General features: G+C 62.2%; 22 protein-coding genes, 1 tRNA gene and 1 pseudogene. 5 read left to right on the plus strand and 19 right to left on the minus strand.

The annotated features are described in order from the left end of the window. The first annotated feature begins 1 nt into the window (after nt 1). Nucleotides 2-1,333, plus strand: a complete 1,332-nt coding sequence (locus tag H681_RS17815) for an IS4 family transposase (RefSeq protein WP_015475035.1) — start codon at nt 2-4, stop codon at nt 1,331-1,333. A 48-nt stretch (nt 1,334-1,381) separates the two neighbouring features. On the opposite strand, the gene nadA is transcribed toward H681_RS17815, so the two are convergent. The 17 genes from nadA to H681_RS17900 all read right to left on the minus strand — a co-directional run bounded on the left by nadA (nt 1,382) and on the right by H681_RS17900 (nt 14,940). Further along, the gene (nadA, locus tag H681_RS17820; RefSeq protein WP_015478270.1) at nt 1,382-2,440 is read right to left on the minus strand and encodes a quinolinate synthase NadA; all 1,059 of its coding nucleotides are present in this window, start codon (nt 2,438-2,440) and stop codon (nt 1,382-1,384) included. 158 nt (nt 2,441-2,598) lie between these two features. Then, nucleotides 2,599-2,674, minus strand: a tRNA-Lys gene (locus tag H681_RS17825). Nucleotides 2,675-2,733: 59 nt separating this feature from the next. Next, the gene (gene queC / locus H681_RS17830) at nt 2,734-3,408 is read right to left on the minus strand and encodes a 7-cyano-7-deazaguanine synthase QueC (protein WP_015478271.1); all 675 of its coding nucleotides are present in this window, start codon (nt 3,406-3,408) and stop codon (nt 2,734-2,736) included. A 38-nt stretch (nt 3,409-3,446) separates the two neighbouring features. After that, the gene (gene queE / locus H681_RS17835; RefSeq protein ID WP_015478272.1) at nt 3,447-4,094 is read right to left on the minus strand and encodes a 7-carboxy-7-deazaguanine synthase QueE; all 648 of its coding nucleotides are present in this window, start codon (nt 4,092-4,094) and stop codon (nt 3,447-3,449) included. Between the two features lie 196 nt (nt 4,095-4,290). After that, on the minus strand, nt 4,291-5,121 hold the full coding sequence (gene ybgF / locus H681_RS17840) for a tol-pal system protein YbgF (RefSeq protein WP_015478273.1): 831 nt from the start codon (nt 5,119-5,121) through the stop codon (nt 4,291-4,293). 6 nt (nt 5,122-5,127) lie between these two features. After that, nucleotides 5,128-5,634 carry a peptidoglycan-associated lipoprotein Pal gene (gene pal, locus H681_RS17845; RefSeq protein WP_015478274.1) on the minus strand — a complete coding sequence of 169 codons (507 nt, stop codon included), beginning with the start codon at nt 5,632-5,634 and terminating at the stop codon, nt 5,128-5,130. A 52-nt stretch (nt 5,635-5,686) separates the two neighbouring features. Continuing rightward, nucleotides 5,687-6,985 carry a Tol-Pal system beta propeller repeat protein TolB gene (gene tolB, locus H681_RS17850; RefSeq protein ID WP_015478275.1) on the minus strand — a complete coding sequence of 433 codons (1,299 nt, stop codon included), beginning with the start codon at nt 6,983-6,985 and terminating at the stop codon, nt 5,687-5,689. Beyond that, entirely contained in the window at nt 6,982-8,001 is a 1,020-nt protein-coding gene (tolA, locus tag H681_RS17855) for a cell envelope integrity protein TolA (RefSeq protein WP_086009568.1), read from the minus strand. The genes tolB and tolA overlap by 4 nt, the downstream gene beginning before the upstream one ends. Continuing rightward, a complete protein-coding gene (gene tolR, locus H681_RS17860) occupies nt 7,998-8,462 on the minus strand; it encodes a protein TolR (RefSeq protein ID WP_015478277.1) in 465 nt (154 codons plus the stop codon). The genes tolA and tolR overlap by 4 nt, the downstream gene beginning before the upstream one ends. A 24-nt stretch (nt 8,463-8,486) precedes the next feature. Continuing rightward, nucleotides 8,487-9,182, minus strand: a complete 696-nt coding sequence (tolQ, locus tag H681_RS17865) for a protein TolQ (RefSeq protein ID WP_015478278.1) — start codon at nt 9,180-9,182, stop codon at nt 8,487-8,489. Nucleotide 9,183: 1 nt separating this feature from the next. Beyond that, the gene (ybgC, locus tag H681_RS17870) at nt 9,184-9,630 is read right to left on the minus strand and encodes a tol-pal system-associated acyl-CoA thioesterase (RefSeq protein ID WP_015478279.1); all 447 of its coding nucleotides are present in this window, start codon (nt 9,628-9,630) and stop codon (nt 9,184-9,186) included. Between the two features lie 52 nt (nt 9,631-9,682). Next, complete coding sequence (gene ruvB / locus H681_RS17875) at nt 9,683-10,741, minus strand: Holliday junction branch migration DNA helicase RuvB (protein WP_015478280.1); 1,059 nt, start codon at nt 10,739-10,741, stop codon at nt 9,683-9,685. A 12-nt stretch (nt 10,742-10,753) separates the two neighbouring features. Continuing rightward, a complete protein-coding gene (ruvA, locus tag H681_RS17880; protein ID WP_015478281.1) occupies nt 10,754-11,359 on the minus strand; it encodes a Holliday junction branch migration protein RuvA in 606 nt (201 codons plus the stop codon). A 31-nt stretch (nt 11,360-11,390) separates the two neighbouring features. Then, nucleotides 11,391-11,915, minus strand: coding sequence for a crossover junction endodeoxyribonuclease RuvC (gene ruvC / locus H681_RS17885; RefSeq protein WP_015478282.1), 525 nt, complete (start codon nt 11,913-11,915; stop codon nt 11,391-11,393). Between the two features lie 116 nt (nt 11,916-12,031). Beyond that, nucleotides 12,032-12,778 carry a YebC/PmpR family DNA-binding transcriptional regulator gene (locus tag H681_RS17890; RefSeq protein WP_015478283.1) on the minus strand — a complete coding sequence of 249 codons (747 nt, stop codon included), beginning with the start codon at nt 12,776-12,778 and terminating at the stop codon, nt 12,032-12,034. Nucleotides 12,779-12,848: 70 nt separating this feature from the next. Further along, complete coding sequence (gene aspS / locus H681_RS17895; protein ID WP_080636236.1) at nt 12,849-14,627, minus strand: aspartate--tRNA ligase; 1,779 nt, start codon at nt 14,625-14,627, stop codon at nt 12,849-12,851. A 43-nt stretch (nt 14,628-14,670) separates the two neighbouring features. Next, on the minus strand, nt 14,671-14,940 hold the full coding sequence (locus H681_RS17900; RefSeq protein WP_015478285.1) for an FmdB family zinc ribbon protein: 270 nt from the start codon (nt 14,938-14,940) through the stop codon (nt 14,671-14,673). Nucleotides 14,941-15,187: 247 nt separating this feature from the next. Here H681_RS17900 and H681_RS17905 point away from each other — a divergent pair, with 247 nt between their 5' ends. From H681_RS17905 to H681_RS26445, 3 genes and pseudogenes are all read left to right on the plus strand, one after another. Next, nucleotides 15,188-15,658 (plus strand): Dps family protein, encoded by a 471-nt coding sequence (locus H681_RS17905; protein ID WP_015478286.1) that lies wholly within the window; start codon nt 15,188-15,190, stop codon nt 15,656-15,658. A gap of 210 nt (nt 15,659-15,868) precedes the next feature. After that, nucleotides 15,869-16,132 (plus strand): annotated as a pseudogene (locus H681_RS27135) (cold shock domain-containing protein membrane protein); the annotation flags it as partial. 84 nt (nt 16,133-16,216) lie between these two features. Continuing rightward, nucleotides 16,217-16,462, plus strand: a complete 246-nt coding sequence (locus H681_RS26445; protein ID WP_157883404.1) for a cold-shock protein — start codon at nt 16,217-16,219, stop codon at nt 16,460-16,462. Nucleotides 16,463-16,506: 44 nt separating this feature from the next. Here the strand turns inward: H681_RS26445 and H681_RS17915 are convergent, their stop codons facing one another. Together H681_RS17915 and H681_RS17920 are read right to left on the minus strand one after the other, a co-directional pair. Beyond that, on the minus strand, nt 16,507-16,713 hold the full coding sequence (locus H681_RS17915) for a SlyX family protein (RefSeq protein WP_015478288.1): 207 nt from the start codon (nt 16,711-16,713) through the stop codon (nt 16,507-16,509). 3 nt (nt 16,714-16,716) lie between these two features. Next, nucleotides 16,717-17,142, minus strand: coding sequence for an HIT family protein (locus H681_RS17920; RefSeq protein WP_015478289.1), 426 nt, complete (start codon nt 17,140-17,142; stop codon nt 16,717-16,719). 722 nt (nt 17,143-17,864) lie between these two features. Here H681_RS17920 and H681_RS17925 point away from each other — a divergent pair. Next, nucleotides 17,865-19,178, plus strand: a complete 1,314-nt coding sequence (locus H681_RS17925; protein ID WP_015478290.1) for an OprD family porin — start codon at nt 17,865-17,867, stop codon at nt 19,176-19,178. Nucleotides 19,179-19,244: the final 66 nt, after the last annotated feature.

The raw sequence follows: 19,244 nt of genomic DNA on the forward strand, positions 1-19,244 counted from the left end.
TATGTCTTTCCAACAGCAACTGCTCGACCTAGGCGAGTTGTTCAACTTCTCCGATTTGAGCACCTTCACCCAGAACATTCCGGTCGAGTGGGTGGCGTCCGCGCTGGACCTTTCCGCCCAGGCGACCATCCGGCGGCGCCGCCTGCCCAGCGACCAGGTGCTCTGGCTGGTGCTGGGGATGGCGTTGTTCCGCGACGAACCGGTCCATGAAGTGGCAAGGCGTCTGAACATCTGCGCCCAGGGGCTGGCCTCCTACGACCTTCTGGCCAGAAGTGGCGTCACCGAGGCGCGCAAACGGTTGGGTGCCGATCCGGTTGAGTGGCTGTTTCGCCAGACGGGTCACCAATGGGGCCGCGAGCGCTACGACGGCGATACCTGGCAGGGCTTGCAGGTGTTGGCCGTGGATGGCGCACTGCTGCGCACCCCAGACACCCCCGAACTCCGGGAGCATTTCGGCTCTGGCAATACCTCCACCGACCGCCAGACACCATTCCCCATGCTGCGGCTTGCAGCCCTGATGAATGTGCGCTCGCACCTGATCCTGGATGCCCAGCTGAGTCCCTACCGCCGTAGCGAAATGCGCTTGGCCGATACATTCCTGCAGCAGGTTCCCGATCACTCGGTGACGCTGTTCGACAAGGGATTTTGGAGTGCTGACTTGCTACTGGGGCTGGCCAAGGGCGGTGACAACCGTCATTGGTTGATTCCGGCACGCAAGGCCCTGGTCAGCGAGGAGGTGACGCGTTACGGCAAAGGGGATCGCCTGCTGCGCATGAAGGTGTCGACCCCGGCACGCAAGCGCAATCCGGACCTGCCAACGCACTGGGAGGTGCGTGAGGTCAGCTACGAAGTAGGGGGCAAGGTAAAAACCCTTTTGACCTCACTGCCGGCGGATATCCATAACGCCAAAGCCGTGGTGAAGCTGTACCAGGAACGCTGGGAGATCGAGCTGGGCTTCCGGGATATCAAAAGCTCCTTACAGCAGAATGCAATGACCCTGCGCAGCAAGGTCAAGGAACTGGTCTATCAAGAGGTCTGGGGAGTGTTGCTGGCCTACAACATCATCCGCCGTGAGGCCAGTCAGGCTGCGGTGGCCTTTGGCCGTTCCCCAAGCGACATACGTTTCAAGCCGGTGGCCCACTATATCGCCGTGCAATTGATCGTGATGGCGGCGGCCAACCCGATTTCGGCAACAGGCAGGCGCCTCTCGGAGCTGAGATCGGGACTCGGAGGACTGTTTCTGGATCACCGTCCAAGGCCCTCAAGACCAAGGACGGTGAAGATCTCCAAGTCCCGCTACCCAGTGGATTGCAAGGCTGCTCCGCTTAAGTGAACAGCATTACGGCGTTATGCCGGGCCTTTTTCGCTGTAGGGCAATAGATCAGGCGTTGCCCGCCACCCTCAGCCTGGCGGCCTGGGTGAAGTCGAGCATGCGCTTGAGCGGCTTGATGGCCTTGGGAATCAGCGCCGGATCGACGAAGATCTCGCCACTCCCCTCCTTCAGGCACGTCAAGGTGCGCTCCAGGGTGTTCATCGCCATCCACGGGCAGTGCGCGCAGCTGCGGCAGGCCGCGCCATTGCCGGCGGTGGGCGCTTCGATGAACTCCTTGTCCGGGCACAGCTGCTGCATCTTGTAGAAGATGCCGCGGTCGGTAGCGACGATGAAGCGCTTGTTCGGCATCGTCTGCGCGGCCTTGATCAGTTGGCTGGTGGAGCCCACCGCATCGGCCAGCTCGACCACCGCCTCGGGCGACTCCGGGTGCACCAGGATCGCCGCGTCCGGGTAGACCGCCTTGAGGTCCTCCAGCTGCTTGGCCTTGAATTCCTCGTGGACAATGCAGGCGCCATCCCAGAGCAGCATGTCGGCACCGGTCTCGCGCTGGATGTAGCGACCCAGATGCTGGTCCGGCGCCCAGAGGATCGGCTCGCCGTTATCCATCAGGTGCTCGACGATCTCCACCGCGCAACTGGAGGTCACCACCCAGTCCGCCCGCGCTTTCACCGCCGCCGAGGTGTTCGCGTAGACCACCACGGTGCGCTCCGGGTGCTGGTCGCAGAACGCCGAGAACTCATCCACCGGACAGCCGAGATCCAGCGAACAGGTTGCCTCCAGGGTCGGCATCAGCACGCGCTTTTCCGGGTTGAGGATCTTGGCGGTCTCGCCCATGAAGCGAACGCCGGCAACCACCACGGTCTGTGCCGGGTGCTGGTTGCCGAAGCGGGCCATTTCCAGCGAATCGGAAACGCAACCGCCGGTTTCCTCGGCCAGCGCCTGGATCACCGGGTCACAGTAGTAATGCGCGACCAGCACGGCGTTCTGCGCCTTGAGCTCGGCAGCGATGGCCGCGCGGTAATCGGCCTCTTCCTGTGCACTCAGCACCCGCGGCTGCTTGGCAGCCAGGTGAGCCTGAACCAACAGGCGTTCGGAAATCTGGGACATCGTGTGGAAACCTCTACAGGCGCGGTTCTGATTATGCCGACGATTTTATCACCACCGTCCTTCTGGCGACGCGCTGTCGGCTGCCGCACGACGGACTTTTCCCGGCGCATAGCAAAAACCCCGTGACCTTTCGATCACGGGGCTTTCGCAGGATTTGTTGGTGGGTCGTGTAGGATTCGAACCTACGACCAATTGGTTAAAAGCCAACTGCTCTACCGACTGAGCTAACGACCCGACGTGGTGCGTATAATACTGATTTCTAACGCAAAAACAACACCCCTTAAAAACTTTTTTCAGAAATATCGCGTCGGGTCTTCAATCCCGGCTGCGCGAAAGCCGTCAGCACGCAGCCTGCAACTGTCGCACTTGCCGCACGCGCGCCCGTCATCGTCCGCCTGATAGCAGGAAACCGTAAGGCTGTAGTCCACGCCCTGGGCAATGCCGGCCTGGACGATCTGCGCCTTGGAGAGGAACTGCAGCGGCGCCTGAATGCGGAAGCCCTCACCTTCCACACCGGCCTTGGTAGCCAGGTTGGCCATGCGCTCGAAGGCCTCGACGAACTCCGGACGGCAATCCGGGTAGCCAGAGTAGTCCACCGCATTCACGCCAATGAAGATGTCCCGCGCGCCCAACACCTCGGCCCAGCCGAGAGCGAGGGAAAGGAACACGGTATTGCGCGCCGGCACATAGGTCACCGGAATGCCCTCGCTCGGCGCTTCGGGCACATCGATGCTGCTGTCGGTCAGGGCCGAGCCACCGATGTCGTTCAGGTCCAGGCCGATCACCTTGTGCTCGATGACACCCAACTGGCTCGCCACACGCTCGGCCGCCTGCAACTCGGCACGGTGGCGCTGGCCGTAGTCGAAGCTCATGGTATAGCAGTCATAGCCCTCGGCCCTGGCCAGGGCGACCACGGTCGCGGAGTCCAGGCCGCCAGAGAGCAGGATCACGGCCTTCTTGTCATTCATGACTTTCTGATTGGACATAAACAGGGTCTCCTCCGCGCTCAGTGGCCCGGCTCGTCATTCCAGAGAATCTTGTGCAGTTGCAGTTGCAGGCGTACCGGCAGGTTGTCACTGACAATCCAGTCGGCCAGCGCACGGGCGTCCACCTGGCGATGACTGGGCGAGAACAGCACCTCGCCGGCACGCTGCTCCAGGCGGTATTCGATGAGTTTGGAAACTGCCCAGTCGTAGTCCCCGCGCGAGCAGATGACGAACTTCACCTGATCGTTGGGCGTCAGCTCTCCGATGTTCTCGTAGCGATTGCGCGACGCTTCGCCGGAGCCCGGCGTCTTCAGGTCCAGCACACGGCTGACGCGGCGGTCGGTGGCGGAGATGTCCAACGCACCACTGGTTTCCAGCGACACGTCATAGCCGGCATCGCAGAGGCGCCGCAGCAGCGGGATGCAGTTGGGCTGGGCCAGCGGCTCGCCACCGGTGACACAGACATAGCGTGGCTTGTAAGCCGCGACGCGCTCGAGGACGGCGTCGAGGGACTGGATTTCGCCACCACTGAAGGCATAGGCGGTATCGCAGTACTGGCAGCGCAGGGGACAGCCGGTCAGCCGCACGAACACCGTCGGCAAGCCGGCGGTGCGCGTTTCCCCCTGCAACGAGTAGAAAATCTCGGTGATTCGCAGGGTCTGTTGCATATCAGCCACGGGCGTGACGGCGATACAGGCCATCCGCCTCCGTTGCGTTGGAGTCAGGAGTGCGACACGGCGCACTCGGCATACACGGGGGCCGCAGACATCAGCCGAGCTGAAGCCACTGACACGTCCCGAAAGGCGGGGATTCTAACGAAAAAACCCGCGACGAGCGCGGGTTTTCGGACTGAGGGAGCGAGCCTTACTTGAGGTTCTTCAGGTCACGCTGGGACAGTTGCGCTGCGGAACTGCCCGGATACTGGGAGATAACCTGCTGCAGGATGCCACGTGCCTTGTCGGTATTGCCCAGGCGACGCTCGACGTCAGCCAGCTTGTACAGCGAGTCCGGCACCTTGGCGCTGCTCGGATAGGCCTGGCTGACGCGGGCAAAGGCCTGGCCGGCGCTCTGCAGGTCCCCCTTGGCGAGGTTCACCTCGCCAAGCCAGTACTGCGCGTTACCGGCATACTGGCTGTTGGGGTACTTGCGCAGGAAGGCGCCAAAGGCCTGGCTGGCCTTGTCGAAGTCCTTGGCCTTGATCAGGTCGAAGGCGGCATCGTAGTAGAGCTTTTCTTTTGCCGGATCACCCGGCTCGCTGCTGGCGGCGGGTTGCTGTGCGGCGGCTGCGCCGGCACCTGCGGCAGCTCCGGCACTGGCGCCGGCAGCGGGGGAGTTCTGTTGAGCAGCACCGGCACCCGCACCACCCGAGATACGGCCGTCGAGATCCTGGTAGCGTTCCAGGTTTTCCTGCTTCATCTGTTGGATCTGGTTCTGCTGCTCTTCGAGCATGCCGCGCAGACGGGACATTTCGTCCTGCATCTGCTGCAGCTGCATGAACAGCTGAGCCTGTCCGGAGACGGGCTGAGTCGTCATCCCGCCTCCGGCATAGGCGCCCTCAGCGCCTGCGGTGCCATAACCCGAGGGCGGCGTGTTGGCGTAACCGCCACCATTGCCGTCCTGTACCGGAACCGCGGCCGCCGCCATCAGGGGCAGGCCGCATGCGATCAAGGTCAGAAAACGCAGGCGCATCGGCATCACGTCTTACTTCTTCAGCTCAACGCGACGGTTCTGGGCCCAGGACTGCTCGTCGTGGCCAGTGGCAACCGGACGCTCTTTCCCATAGGAAACCAGCTCCAGCTGAGCCGGGGAAACGCCCTGCAGTACCAGGTAGCGCTGGACGGCCTTGGCACGACGCTCGCCCAGAGCCATGTTGTACTCGCGGGTACCGCGCTCGTCAGTGTGACCTTCCAGGACTACGCGCTGGCCGGAACCTTTCAGGTCCTTGGCGTGTACGTCCAGGGCACGCATGGCTTCCGGTTTCAGGTCGGAGCTGTCGTACTCGAAGTAGAAGGTGGTGATAGCGCGCAGAGCGGCTTCGTCGCTCAGGGAGCCGTCAACGGCACCGCTGTTTGCGCCGTAGCCAGCGTTCGGGTCACGGCCGTCATTGGCGCCTTCGCCGGAAGCGTCGCCGCCCTTGGAGGAACAGCCAACGGCAACGGCCATGGCCAGAGCAAGCGCGGCAAATTTGCCGAATTTCAGCATTTCCATCATGTAACTCCTAATGAACCCCAGTGTATAAGTTTGAAACAGTTGGCAACCGTCAGTTCAGGTAAGGGGACCAGGATGGTTCGCGCACGTCGCCTTGAGCGGTAGGTATAGGTAACCGAACACGTCCGTTGATGCTTACGAGCATCAGCACGCCCCGGTCCTGCTGGCGGGTGGCGTATATTAGCATCGTGCCATTGGGCGCAACAGTAGGCGAATCGTCCAGCGTGGTATTCGAAAGCACGCGCAGATTGCCGCGCTGAAGGTCCTGGGCCGCGATCTGGAAGTTGGTGAAACCGTCCTGACGGTGAACCATTACCAGGGTTTTCTCATCCGCGGAAAGTTTCGGGTTGGCGTTGTAGTTGCCAATGAAAGTTACGCGATCGGTGGCGCCCGAGTTGACGTTCATCTTGTAGATCTGCGGCTTGCCGCCACGATCCGAAGTGAAGTACAGGGTCGAACCATCGGCGCCCCAGAAAGGCTCGGTGTCGATCGCCTGGTTGTTGGTCAGGCGACGCAGCTGGCGGCTGCCCAGGTCCATCACATAGATCTCCGGGTTGCCGTCACGCGACAGCACGAAAGCCAGGCGGTTGCCATCCGGCGAGAAGGCCGGGGCGCCGTTGAGACCCTCGAAGTTGGAGATCTGCTCGCGGCGACCGGTGTCGACGTACTGCATGAAGATGCGCGGACGCTTCTGCTCGAAGGAAACATAGGCGATGCGGCGGCCATCGGGCGAGAAACGCGGCGACAGGATCGGCTCGCGGGACTGCAGCAGGGTCACCGGGCGAGCGCCGTCATAGTCGGAGCGTTGCAGGGTGTAACGGGTGTTGTCCACGGAGAAGCGCTCGGCGGTGACGTAGAGCAGCTTGGTGGAAAACGCGCCCTTGATGCCGGTGAGCTTCTCGAACGACTGGTCGGCAATATAATGCGACATGTCGCGCAGTTGCTCGGTTGTGCCGCCCACGCTGCCGGTCAGGACCTGCTGCTGGGTCGCCACGTTGAACAGGCCGTACTGGATCTGCAGACGACCACCGGCCGGCACGATGTTGCCGATCAGCACGTACTGGGCGCCGAGCGCCTGCCAGTCGCGATAGATCACTTCGCTGGCCTGGGCCGGCTGGCTGATCATGTTCTGCCGCGGGATCGGCTCGAAGTAACCGGAGTTGCGCAGGTCGTTGCCAATGATGTTCGACATGTCCTCGGGCAACACGTTGCCGCCCTGCCAGCCGAACGGAACCACGGCAATCGGGACGGCCGAGTCGCGACCGCTGGAAATCACCAGCGGGTCGGCGGCCTGCGCCACGCCGGCCACCAGGGCCAGGGCGAACAGCGCGAAGCGAATCAGGGTACTCACAGACTTAAATCCTCCGGTTTGAAGACGATGCGGCGCTGACGGTAGAGCTGGTCAAAGGTCGCACGATCCAGTTGTTGCATCTCGGGAACCCGGCCGACGTTACGCACCGCTGCCACCGCGGAAGCATCGAACGGCTTGTCGCCGCTCGAGCGGGTCACGCTGGCGTTGGTGATGGTACCGTCCGGCAACATCTGGATCAGCACCTCTACGCTCATTCCGTTACGCGCCGATGGCGGGCGGTTCCACTGCTCGCTCACCAGCTTGACGATCAGGTCGTCGAGGCTACCAGCTACTTCGTTGCCTCGCTCGTCAGCCAAAGCCTGTTGTCGCTGAGTATCGTCCGACAGCAGCTCGGCCAGTGCCTGAGCCTTCTTGTCTTCCTGCGCCTTGCGGGCCGCGGCCGCGGCCGCCTTCTTCTTGGCAGCCTCCACCGCAGCCTTCTTCTTGGCCTCATCGGCAGCCGCTTTCTTCTTCGCGTCCGCGGCGGCCTTCTTCTTGGCCTCTTCGGCCGCCTTCTTCTTGGCGTCCTCGGCGGCTTGCTTCTTGGCCTCTTCCTCGGCCTTCTTCTTGGCGATGTCTGCCTGCTGCTTCTGCTGGGCAGCCTTCGCCTCGGCCTCTTTCTTGGCCGCGGCGGCATCGGCGGCCTTCTTGGCATCAGCCTCTTTCTTGGCTTCGGCCGCCTTTTGAGCCGCATCGGCCTTCTTTTGTTCCTCGGCCTTGGCAGCAGCAATGGCCTGCTGCTCGGCTTTCTTCTGCTCGAGCTGCTCCTGCTCGTATTGCCGCGACGACGTTTTCTTGGCTTCGCCGGCAATCTTCTGGTTGGTCTGCTGGGTCGCCTGGCTCTTGGATTTCAGCTGGTACAGGGTGGCTTGGACGACCGGCCGCGAAGGCGGCAGTTCAGGCGTCATGGCCCAGCTGACGAAGAGCATGGCGAAGATCAGGGCGTGCAGAGCTACGGCCAGTACGACCGGCCAGAAGTAGCTTTCCGAAGGAGAGCGCTCGAGCTGGTGCATCAAGTCCCCGGCGCCTCGGTGATCAGACCGACGTTGCCGACACCGGCTTTCTGCAGGCCGCCCATGACCGCCATGACCGAACCGTAGTCGACGGCCTTGTCACCCCGGACGAAGACCTGGACCTTCTTACCCTGGCGGCTGTTCTCGGCCATGATGCCGGAAGCAGCGTTGACCAGTTGATCGAGGTCCACGGCAGTCTGGCTGCCCTTGCCCTGGTCCGGATCGACCTCGGAACCCATGTTCCAGTAGTAGGTCTTGTCGGCCTTGATGGAGATGGTGAGGACGCGCGAATCGTTGTCCTGCGGCAGCGCCTCGCTGGAAACCTTGGGCAGGTCGACCTTGACCCCCTGGTTGAGCATCGGCGCGGTCACCATGAAAATCACCAGCAGCACCAACATCACGTCGATGTAGGGCACCACGTTCATTTCGGCGACCGGCTTGCGCTTGTGACGAACCCTTGCCATATCGGCTTACCTCTTACGTCGTCTTCAATCGTCGCTGGTGTGCACTTTGCGGTGCAGGATGGCCTGGAACTCGTCGGCGAAGGTGTAGTAACGGCCGATCAGGGTTTCCGAGCGTGCGGCGAAGCGGTTGTAGGCGATGACCGCGGGGATCGCAGCGAACAGGCCGATGGCGGTGGCGATCAGCGCTTCGGCGATGCCCGGCGCCACGGTGGCGAGGGTGGCCTGCTGCACGGTGGCCAGGCCACGGAAGGAGTTCATGATGCCCCACACGGTGCCGAACAGACCGATGTACGGACTGGTGGAACCAACGGTGGCGAGGAACGGCAAGCTGGTTTCCAGCTTCTCTTCCTCACGGGAGATGGCGACGCGCATGGCGCGGGACACACCTTCCATCACCGCATCCGGATCGACGCCGGCCTGCTGGCGCAGACGGGAAAACTCCTTGAAGCCGGCACGGAAGATCTGCTCGACGCCCGAATCCGGGTCCGGGTTGCTGCCGGCCTGGCGATAAAGCTTGGACAGGTCGATACCCGACCAGAAGCGCTCCTCGAAGGTTTCCAGGGCCTTCTTCGCCGAGCGCATCATGTTGCTGCGCTGGAAAATCATGATCCACGAAGTGACCGAGGCGGCCACCAGGGTCAGCATCACCAGCTGTACCACGATGCTGGCGTTACTGATCAAGCTCCACATCGAAGTATGGTCGACGACGTTCGGTTCCACGTTAATCTCCTGCTGAAAGGGTGTCCGGACTGCCGGCAAATGCCGCACGCAACACATCTGGGATAGCGCGGGGCTTCAGGGTATCCGCCCGCACGCACGCCACCAGGAATCGCCCCTCGCAGAGCAAGGTCGAATCCGACGCCCGCCGAACCTGTTGACGAAACTTCAGGCTCGCGCGGTTCAACTCCTCCACCTCGGCGCTGACGAGCAGCTCGTCATCCAGGCGGGCCGGCGCGTGGTAGCGCGCCTCGGCCGAATGAACGACGAAAAGCAGGTTCTCTCCCGCCAGCTGCGACTGGGCAAAGCCCAGATCACGCAGCCGCTCGGTACGAGCCCGCTCCATGAACTTGAGGTAGTTGACGTAGTAGACGATGCCGCCGGCATCGGTGTCCTCGTAATAGACCCGATACCGCTGCTGGAACGGCTGACCCCCGTGTTGCGCGCGCATACTCTAGAACCAAGTAGAGATTTTGCCAATCGGCAATCGTCTACAAATGCAATTAATTACCATCTTCAGGGACGAACAGATCCGACGTCGTCCCCTCCCCCATCCGCTTCGGCACGTTCAGGCCGAAATGCAGATACGCATGCCGGGTGACGACCCGTCCCCGCGGCGTGCGCATGATATAGCCCTGCTGGATCAGATACGGTTCCAGCACATCCTCGATCGTGTGCCGCTCTTCGCTGATCGCGGCGGCCAGGTTGTCGATACCCACCGGCCCGCCGTCGAACTTGTCGATCATGGTCAGCAGCAGGCGGCGATCCTGATGATCGAAGCCACGCTCGTCAACGTCCAGCAGGTTCAGCGCCTTGTCGGCGATGTCGCTGCTGATATGGCCAGTGCCGCGCACTTCGGCGAAGTCCCGCACGCGCCGCAGCAGGCGGTTGGCGATCCGCGGCGTTCCCCGTGCCCGCCGGGCGATCTCGTAGGCGCCCGCCGGCTCGATCTCCAGCCCGAGGATGCCAGCGGAACGGCTGACGATGGTGGACAGGTCATCCACCCCGTAGAACTCCAGACGCTGGACGATGCCGAAGCGATCACGCAGCGGATTGGTCAGCATCCCGGCGCGGGTCGTCGCGCCCACCAGGGTGAACGGCGGCAGGTCCAGCTTGATCGAACGGGCCGCAGGCCCCTCGCCGATCATGATGTCCAGTTGGAAGTCTTCCATCGCCGGGTACAGCACTTCCTCGACGATGGGCGACAGCCGGTGGATCTCGTCGACGAACAGCACATCGTTGGGTTCGAGGTTGGTCAGCAACGCCGCCAGATCACCGGGGCGCTCCAGCACCGGGCCGGATGTGCTCTTGAGCGACACGCCCATTTCCTGGGCGATGATGTTCGCCAGCGTGGTCTTGCCCAGGCCCGGCGGACCGAAGATCAGCGTGTGATCGAGCGCTTCGTTGCGCCCCCTGGCCGCCTGGATGAACAGTTCCATCTGCTCGCGCACCACCGGCTGGCCGATGTAATCGGCCAGCTTCGATGGGCGGATGGCACGGTCGAACTGCTCTTCGCGGTCGCGGCCGGAGGCAGAGGAAATCAGGCGATCAGCTTCGATCATCGATATTTACACCTAGACCATGCCTTTCAACGAGCGGCGGATGAGTTCTTCGCTGGACAGACCTTCCTCCTGCACGGCGGCCACGGCACGGCTCGCCTCCTGCGGCTTGAAGCCCAACGCGATCAGGGCACTGACTGCATCGGACTCGGCGCTTGAGACTGCGGCGACCCGCATGGGTTCCACCACCAGAGGCGCGATCGACGGAATATTTTCCCAGGCCTTGAAGCGATCCTTGAGTTCGACCAGCAGACGCTCGGCAGTCTTCTTCCCCACTCCGGGAATCTTCACCAGGGTGGAAGTATCCTGCGCCTGGACGCAGCGTACCAGCTCATCGACTTCCAGACCCGACATCAGTGCAAGCGCAAGTTTCGGCCCCACCCCATTGAGACGGATCAGCTCGCGGAACAGCTCGCGCTCGCGCTTCTCGGCGAAGCCGTAGAGCAGGTGGGCGTCTTCCCGCACCACCAGATGCGTATGCAATGTCACCGGCTCGCCGACACCGGGCAGACGGTAGAGCGTGGTCATCGGCACTTCGAGTTCGTAACCCACCCCGTTTACATCGAGGATCAGGTGCGGCGGCTGTTTTTCCGCCAGGGTGCCACGCAGGCGTCCAATCACAGGTAAGCGTCCTTAATTGCTAGATTCGAGGTCACAGGCGCAGCCGGCCGCCACGTCGACGGGTACCCACCAGCCCATGCGGCACCAGGCTCTGCCGGGTGTGCGCGTGGCACAGGGCGATGGCCAGGGCGTCGGAGGCGTCGATCTGCGGCTTCTGCGTCAGCTTGAGCAGGTGCATCACCATCATCTGCACCTGCTGCTTGTCCGCACCACCGGTGCCGGCAATCGCCTGCTTGACCTGGCTGGCCGTGTACTCGGCGATCTGCAAGCCTTCTTCCGCCGCCGCGACGATGGCCGCGCCCCGCGCCTGCCCCAGCTTCAACGCCGAATCGGCGTTGCGCGCCATGAACACCTGCTCGATGCCCATCATCCTCGGCCGGTAGGTCTGGATGACCTCGCGCACGCCACGAAAGACGATCTGCAGGCGCTCGAACAGTTCGCCATTGCCGGTACGGATGCAGCCCGACGCTACGTACTCGCAGCCGCGGCCGGTGTCGCGCACCACGCCGAAGCCGGTAATCCGTGAGCCTGGGTCGATGCCGAGAATCAGGGTCATGTCCGTCCGATCACACCTTGTCGGTAACCTGTACTTCAGATAACAAAAACCGGAAGCGGGAGGCGCCGCTGACGACCGCTCCCGCTTCCGGCTTCAGACCAGCGCCGGTGGAGGGATCAGCCCAGCTGGGCCATCACCTCGTCCGGGATATCCGCATTGGAGTAGACGTTCTGCACGTCGTCCAGGTCTTCGAGCATGTCGATCAGCTTGAGGACCTTCTGCGCGGTGTCCAGATCCAGGGTCGCGGTGGTCGACGGGATCATGGCGACCTCCGCTTCCTCGCCCTTGAAACCGGCTTCGGTCAGCGCTTCGTTGACCGAGATGAAGTCGGCGAAGCTGGTGAAGACGTCGATGGAACCATCGTCGTTGACCACCACGTCGTCGGCGCCGGCTTCCAGCGCGGCGTCCATCAGGGCTTCTTCGTTCACCCCCGGCGCATAGCTGATCTGGCCCTTGCGCTCGAACATGTAGGCCACCGAACCATCGGTGCCCAGGTTGCCGCCGCACTTGCTGAAGGCATGACGCACTTCGGCCGCGGTGCGGTTGCGGTTGTCGGTCATCGCTTCGACGATGATCGCCACGCCGCTGGGCGCGTAACCCTCGTAGGTCAGCTCGGCCATGTTGTCCGCTTCGCTGGAGCCCACGCCGCGCTGGATGGCGCGGTCGATGGTGTCGCGGGTCATGTTGGCGGTCAGCGCCTTGTCCACGGCCAGGCGCAGACGCGGGTTGTCCGCCGGGATCCCGCCGCCCTGCTTGGCTGCAACGGTCAGCTCACGAATGAGCTTGGTGAAGATCTTGCCCTTCTTGGCGTCCTGACGTTCCTTGCGGTGCTTGATGTTGGCCCATTTGGAATGACCAGCCATAACTCACTCCGTATCGCTAGTGTTTCGCATTCAGCGCCCGAGTCCGGGCGCCCTTGCCATCTGAATCGACTTACTCGGAGGCCTTCTGCTGCTCGCGCAGACGGATGTGCAGCTCGCGCAGCGCCTTGCCATCCACGGTGCCCGGGGCCTGGGTCATGACATCGCCGGCACTCTGGGTTTTCGGGAAGGCGATGACTTCGCGGATCGAAGCCGCGCCGGTCATCAGCATCACCAGGCGGTCCAGGCCGAAGGCCAGGCCACCGTGCGGCGGTGCGCCGTACTTGAGGGCATCGAGGAGGAAGCCGAACTTCTCTTCCTGCTCCGCATCGTCGATGCCGAGCACGCGGAACACCGCCTGCTGCATGGCCTTGTCGTGGATACGAATGGAGCCGCCGCCCAGCTCGGTACCGTTGAGCACCATGTCGTAGGCGCGGGACAGCTTGTCGGCCGGATTGGCCTCGAGCTCTTCCGGGGTGCACTTGGGCGCGGTGAACGGGTGGTGCAGGGAAGTCAGGCTGCCGTCATCGTTCTCTTCGAACATCGGGAAGTCCACGACCCACATCGGCGCCCACTCCTTGGTGAGCAGGTTGAGGTCATGGCCGACCTTGATGCGCAGCGCGCCGAGGGCGTCGCAGACGATCTTGGCCTTGTCGGCGCCGAAGAACACGATGTCGCCATCGACCGCACCGACGCGATCCAGGATCACGTTCAGGTTCGGCTCGGCGATGTTCTTCACGATCGGCGACTGCAGACCTTCCACGCCCTTGGCGCGTTCGTTGACCTTGATGTAGGCCAGCCCCTTGGCGCCGTAGATGCCGACGAACTTGGTGTAGTCGTCGATCTGCTTGCGCGGCATGCTCGCACCGCCCGGAACGCGCAGGGCGGCAACGCGGCCCCTGGGATCGTTGGCGGGACCGGAGAACACCTTGAACTCGACATCCTTGAGCTGGTCGGCCACGTCGACCAGTTCCAGCGGGATACGCAGGTCAGGCTTGTCCGAACCGTAGCGGCGCATGGCCTCTTCGAACGGCATGTGCGGGAACTCGTCGAACTCGACGTTCAGCACTTCCTTGAACAGCTGGCGCACCATCTTCTCGGTGATCTCGATGATGTCGCTTTCTTCCAGGAAGCTGGTCTCGATGTCGATCTGGGTGAATTCCGGCTGGCGGTCGGCACGTAGGTCTTCGTCGCGGAAGCATTTGGCAATCTGGTAGTAGCGGTCGAAGCCGGCGACCATCAGCAGTTGCTTGAACAGCTGGGGCGACTGCGGGAGGGCGAAGAAATGCCCCGGGTAGGTGCGGCTCGGCACCAGGTAGTCACGCGCGCCTTCCGGGGTCGGACGACCGAGGATCGGGGTTTCCACATCGAGGAAGCCGTTGTCGTCCAGGTAGCGGCGGATGCTGCTGGTGATGCGTGCGCGCAGCTTCAGCTTGGCGGCCATCTCCGGGCGACGCAGGTCGATGAAGCGGTAGCGCAGGCGGGTTTCCTCGCCCACGTCGGAGTACTCGTCCAGCGGGAACGGCGGGGTTTCGGCCTGGTTCAGCACCTCCAGCTCGTGACCCAGCACTTCGATGGCGCCGGAAGCCATGTTCGAATTGCGCGCGCCTTCGGGACGCAGGCGCACCTTGCCGGTGATCTTCACCACGTATTCGCTGCGCACGCGGTCGGCCTTGGCGAAGGTCTCGACGCGATCCGGGTCGAACACCACCTGGGCCAGGCCTTCGCGATCACGCACGTCGAGGAAGATCACCCCGCCGTGGTCGCGGCGACGGTGTACCCAACCGCAAAGAGTGACTACCTGGCCGTCCAGGCTCTCGTTCAATTGGCCGCAATAGTGGCTGCGCATCATGGTGTGTTTCGCTTCTCGAAAGTCTTGAATTCTAGGGAACCGCTCATTCGCTGGCGGAGCAGCCGCCACCACCGCAACCGGTGGCCGGACAGGCCGCTGGAGCATCGCCGGAGGCAAGATTCTTCTTCGCTCCGGTCTTGAAGTCAGTCTCGTACCAACCGCTGCCACCCAGGCGGAAGCCCGGAGCCGACAACATCTTCTTCAACTCGGGAGCCTTGCAGGCCGGACAATCGACCAACGGCGCATCGCTGATCTTCTGCAGCGATTCCAGCTGATGCGCGCAGGACTGGCACTGGTACTCGTAAATCGGCATGGGGCACCTTGACTGATCACACTGCCACGGGCCCGCGTCCCGCGGCAAAGGCGGGATTATAGCCTGAAAAAACCAAGGCTTGCAGCCGCCGCCCCCTGCACGCCGACGCACGCTTTGTCGCCACGAAATCGATAGAGACACCCTATCGATCACCTTGACACAAGCCAAGAGCGCCACCCACACGTCGATGCTAGCCTGGCTCACAACTATACGAACCGACAGACAAGCCGCACCCCAGGAGGTCGTCATGGAAATCAACATCGGAATCGCCGAACAGGACCGCGCCGCCATCGCCGATGGCCTGTCCCGCCTACTGGCGGACACCTATACCCTTTACCTGAAGACCCACAACTTCCACTGGAACGTCACCGGGCCGATGTTCAATACCCTGCACCTGATGTTCGAGGGGCAATACACCGAACTGGCGCTGGCCGTGGACAGCATCGCCGAGCGCATTCGCGCGCTGGGCTTCCCCGCCCCGGGGACCTACGCCGCCTACGCACGCCTGTCCTCGATCAAGGAAGAGGAAGGCGTGCCAGACGCCCAGGAGATGATCCGCCTACTGGTGCAAGGCCAGGAAGCCGTGGTCCGCACCGCCCGCAATCTCTTCCCCCTGCTGGACAAGGTGAACGACGAACCCACCGCCGACCTGCTCACCCAGCGCATGCAGGTTCACGAAAAGACTGCCTGGATGCTTCGCAGCCTGCTCGCCGAATAACTCTTCTTTATATAGGGAGCCCACCACCGAGCGGGCCCCCTCCCCCTACGAATGGCCTAACCGGTTGATTTGAGAAGGCAACTGGATTGCGGTTAAATACTGCCGTGCGCTTCGCGCATAGGCTGTCCGGCACGCTTTCATACACTTTTCAGCGTCGCTCCGCTGGACGGCTGCTTTTTTTCGTTACCCGCTCAAGGTGAATCCGTAGCCATGTTGAAAGTCGTCCATCTCCTGACGGGCGTCGCAGCACTCCTGCTGTCGTTCGCTCCCAGTTTGCGCAACGATGCCCTGCCCTACCTGCAACAAAGCGATGCCATCTATCTTGCACTGCTCGGCCTGACCAGCCTGCTGCTCGCCCCGAGCAGCAACCTCAAGCAGCCGGCGGCACTGCAAAGCCTGTCGACCGCCCTGGTCGTCCTGGCTGTCGTACTGCAAGTGCTGATCCTGCTTGCCCCGCTGCCGTTCATCGGCAATCAGCCGGCCATCCTGCTGCCGCTGTTGAGCCTGGCCGCCGCCGTCGTCCTGCAATGGGCCGCTGACCTGAACAAACCCCGCCCCATCGATACGGCTCCGGTCAGCGACGAAAATCGCGAAACCGGCACCGTGAAGTGGTTCAACACCTCCAAGGGTTTCGGCTTCATCTCCCGCGACACCGGGGAGGACATCTTCGTGCACTTCCGCGCCATCCGCGGCGAAGGCCACCGCATCCTGATCGAAGGCCAGCGCGTGGAGTTCTCCGTCGTCCAGCGCGACAAGGGACTGCAGGCCGAGGACGTGATAGCGGCCCTTCCCAACCGCCGCTGAACGCCCAATAAAAAGCCCGCCAATCGGCGGGCTTTTTATTGGGCTCAATAGTGCGGTGGCGGCGCCTCATCGTCTGCGACGCCCACCTGCCCCTGCAGATCCTCGAGACGCTTGATCAACGCCTGCATCTGCAGGCGCAGACGCTCGATCACCCGCTCCTGTTCGTAGACCACATCGCTCATGGTCTGCAACGCATCGTCCTGGAACGCCAGCCGGCTCTCCAGGTCCGCAACCCGATCCTCCAGCTCCATCACTCACTCCTGCACGAAACGGAACTCATCGCCCAGCACCATGCGCAGTTTCTCACGCAGGCGGGCAAGCTCTTCGACACCGTAAGGTACCGCCGGATGACGCCCCCAGACCGGCCCCGGCCAGGCCGCATCATTGCGGCGCCGCACGATCACATGCACATGCAACTGACTGACGACGTTTCCAAGATTGGCAACGTTCATCTTGTCGGCGCTGAAAGTGTCCTTGAGGGTTTCCGCCAGCTGCGTAGCCTCCCTCCAGAGCTGCTGCTGATCATCGGGATCGAGCTGGAACAGTTCGCTGACGTCCTCGCGCCGGGGCACCAGGATGAACCACGGATACTGCGAGTCATTCATCAGCAGCAGACTGCTCAACGGAAAATCCCCCACCGGGACGGTGTCCTGCTCGAGACGGGAATCCAGGACGAACATAACCACATCTCCTGTTCGACGAACGTATTGATAAGACTAGCCCCACCGGGGCGAAGGGCGCGAAGGATACTAGAGCGCCCCGCCAGCGAATACGACCGCGTACTGCACTTCCCCGGAGCGGGCATCCTCCACAAGGCCCCAGGAGCGTGCGCAATGCATGCCGAGCTGATTCCGACGGCAGGCCAGCGGAACTGATCCCTCGGACAAGAACACCGAAATGCATAGAAAAATCGTTAAACCAGCCGATACGGCACCGCCCTGAAAGAGGCGCCGCTATTCTCCCTTTATTGCAAAACCACAAAGGAACCCGTGAAATGCATCATCGCGCCGCACATCCGGAGATGCGAAGCAATAACGGAACATTTGTGCACGTTTTTTGCTGGCCAATGGACGGGGGCAAGGATATGGCCGCTACACTGCCCCACAGGCAGCGCGACGTACGGAATCCGGAAGTGGTCAATGGAGAATCGAACCACGCCGGCTGACGCAACCAACAACATGCCGTAAACCAGGGGGAGCAATCTCTTTTTGCAACATCGAATCTACCTGAATGCGACATAGTTCATGCAGGTTTGCGACAGCCCCGTAAAGTTTTCGCGTGATTAATTGGGCAACTATCGCCAAGACAACACGCGTGCTATAAGTTAGCGCCGACAAAAAGAATGAGCCGTCACCGCGGCACTGTGATGGCAGATAATTTCAAAACCAAAGGAGCAATCACAATGAAAGTGATGAAGTGGAGCGCCATCGCCCTGGCGGTTTCTGCAGGCACCACGCAACTGGCAATGGCCGAGCCCTTCGTAGGCAATCAGGCTGAATCCAAGGGCTTTGTCGAAGACAGCAGCCTGAACTTCCTGGTTCGCAACTACTACTTCAACCGTAGCAATACCGGTGGCGCTACCGACGCCCGCGACTGGAGCCAAGGCTTCCTGGCCAACTACAACTCCGGTTTCACTCAAGGCACCGTCGGCTTCGGCGTCGATGCCTTCGGCTACCTCGGTTTGAAACTTGACGGCGGCAGCGGCTACGGCAAGACCGGCAACCTGCCACTCCACGACGACGGCGACAAGGCTGACGACTACGGCAAGGCTGGGGCAGCCCTCAAGGTCCGTATCTCCAAGACCGAACTGAAAATCGGCGACATGCAGCCCACCGCTCCGGTATTCGCCGTAGGCGGCACCCGCCTGCTGCCGCAGACTGCCAGCGGTATCGCCCTGATGAGCAGCGAAATCGAAGGCCTGGATCTGGAAGGCGGTCACTACTACTCCGGCACCAACTATGACACCACCAACCGCGACGGCGAGATCTGGGCGCAATATGGTGGCGAGACTGCCGATTCCGCCGACTTCGTAGGCGGCAGATACCAGTTCAACGATCAGTTCAGCGCATCGCTGTACGGCGCCCAGGTCGAAGATCTCTGGGACCAGTACTACGCCAACCTGAACTACACCCTGCCGATCGCAGACAACCAATCGCTGGGCTTCGACTTCAACTACTACAACACCCGCGATTCGGGTGATGCCAAGCTGGGTGACATCAGCAACAACACCTTCTCGCTGGCTGCCGCCTACACCATCAGCGCGCACACCTTCACCCTGGCCTACCAGGACGTCAACGGCGATACTCCGTTCGACTACATCGGTATCGGTGACAACAACGGTGGCGGCGACTCGATCTTCCTCGCCAACTCGATTCAATACTCCGACTTCAACGGCCCGGGCGAAAAATCCTGGCAAGGCCGTTACGACCTGGACATGACTGAGTACGGTGTTCCCGGCCTGAGCTTCATGACTCGTTACATCAGCGGTAAGGATATCGACGGCTCCCACGCTGACGGCACTGCCTACGAAGGCGCCTACGGCAATGACGACAGCGAGCGCGAGACCAACGTCGAGGCCAAGTACGTACTGCAGAGCGGCCCGGCCAAGGACCTGTCCTTCCGTATCCGCCAAGCCTGGCACCGTGGCGACGACAGCACCGGTGGCAAGGTCGACGAGTTCCGCCTGATCGTCGACTACCCGCTGTCCGTCCTGTAATACAGAGCGAACTGCAAACAATAAAAAACCCGGCTTCTGCCGGGTTTTTTATTGCAACTTACCTAC

It is taken from the genome of Pseudomonas sp. ATCC 13867 (genome assembly GCF_000349845.1).
Taxonomy (GTDB): Bacteria; Pseudomonadota; Gammaproteobacteria; order Pseudomonadales; family Pseudomonadaceae; genus Pseudomonas.

What these genes read in the sequence shown, in the direction of transcription:
- ruvB (WP_015478280.1), bottom strand. Translation starts at nt 10,741, where the DNA reads ATGATCGAAGCTGATCGCCTGATTTCCTCTGCCTCCGGCCGCGACCGC.
- nadA (WP_015478270.1), bottom strand. Translation starts at nt 2,440, where the DNA reads ATGTCCCAGATTTCCGAACGCCTGTTGGTTCAGGCTCACCTGGCTGCC.
- ybgC (WP_015478279.1), bottom strand. Translation starts at nt 9,630, where the DNA reads ATGCGCGCGCAACACGGGGGTCAGCCGTTCCAGCAGCGGTATCGGGTC.
- ruvC (WP_015478282.1), bottom strand. Translation starts at nt 11,915, where the DNA reads ATGACCCTGATTCTCGGCATCGACCCAGGCTCACGGATTACCGGCTTC.
- H681_RS17890 (WP_015478283.1), bottom strand. Translation starts at nt 12,778, where the DNA reads ATGGCTGGTCATTCCAAATGGGCCAACATCAAGCACCGCAAGGAACGT.
- aspS (WP_080636236.1), bottom strand. Translation starts at nt 14,627, where the DNA reads ATGATGCGCAGCCACTATTGCGGCCAATTGAACGAGAGCCTGGACGGC.
- H681_RS17915 (WP_015478288.1), bottom strand. Translation starts at nt 16,713, where the DNA reads ATGGAGCTGGAGGATCGGGTTGCGGACCTGGAGAGCCGGCTGGCGTTC.
- queE (WP_015478272.1), bottom strand. Translation starts at nt 4,094, where the DNA reads ATGCAACAGACCCTGCGAATCACCGAGATTTTCTACTCGTTGCAGGGG.
- H681_RS17925 (WP_015478290.1), top strand. Translation starts at nt 17,865, where the DNA reads ATGAAAGTGATGAAGTGGAGCGCCATCGCCCTGGCGGTTTCTGCAGGC.
- ybgF (WP_015478273.1), bottom strand. Translation starts at nt 5,121, where the DNA reads ATGCCGATGCGCCTGCGTTTTCTGACCTTGATCGCATGCGGCCTGCCC.
- tolR (WP_015478277.1), bottom strand. Translation starts at nt 8,462, where the DNA reads ATGGCAAGGGTTCGTCACAAGCGCAAGCCGGTCGCCGAAATGAACGTG.
- H681_RS17905 (WP_015478286.1), top strand. Translation starts at nt 15,188, where the DNA reads ATGGAAATCAACATCGGAATCGCCGAACAGGACCGCGCCGCCATCGCC.
- H681_RS17920 (WP_015478289.1), bottom strand. Translation starts at nt 17,142, where the DNA reads ATGTTCGTCCTGGATTCCCGTCTCGAGCAGGACACCGTCCCGGTGGGG.
- H681_RS17900 (WP_015478285.1), bottom strand. Translation starts at nt 14,940, where the DNA reads ATGCCGATTTACGAGTACCAGTGCCAGTCCTGCGCGCATCAGCTGGAA.
- H681_RS17815 (WP_015475035.1), top strand. Translation starts at nt 2, where the DNA reads ATGTCTTTCCAACAGCAACTGCTCGACCTAGGCGAGTTGTTCAACTTC.
- queC (WP_015478271.1), bottom strand. Translation starts at nt 3,408, where the DNA reads ATGAATGACAAGAAGGCCGTGATCCTGCTCTCTGGCGGCCTGGACTCC.
- pal (WP_015478274.1), bottom strand. Translation starts at nt 5,634, where the DNA reads ATGGAAATGCTGAAATTCGGCAAATTTGCCGCGCTTGCTCTGGCCATG.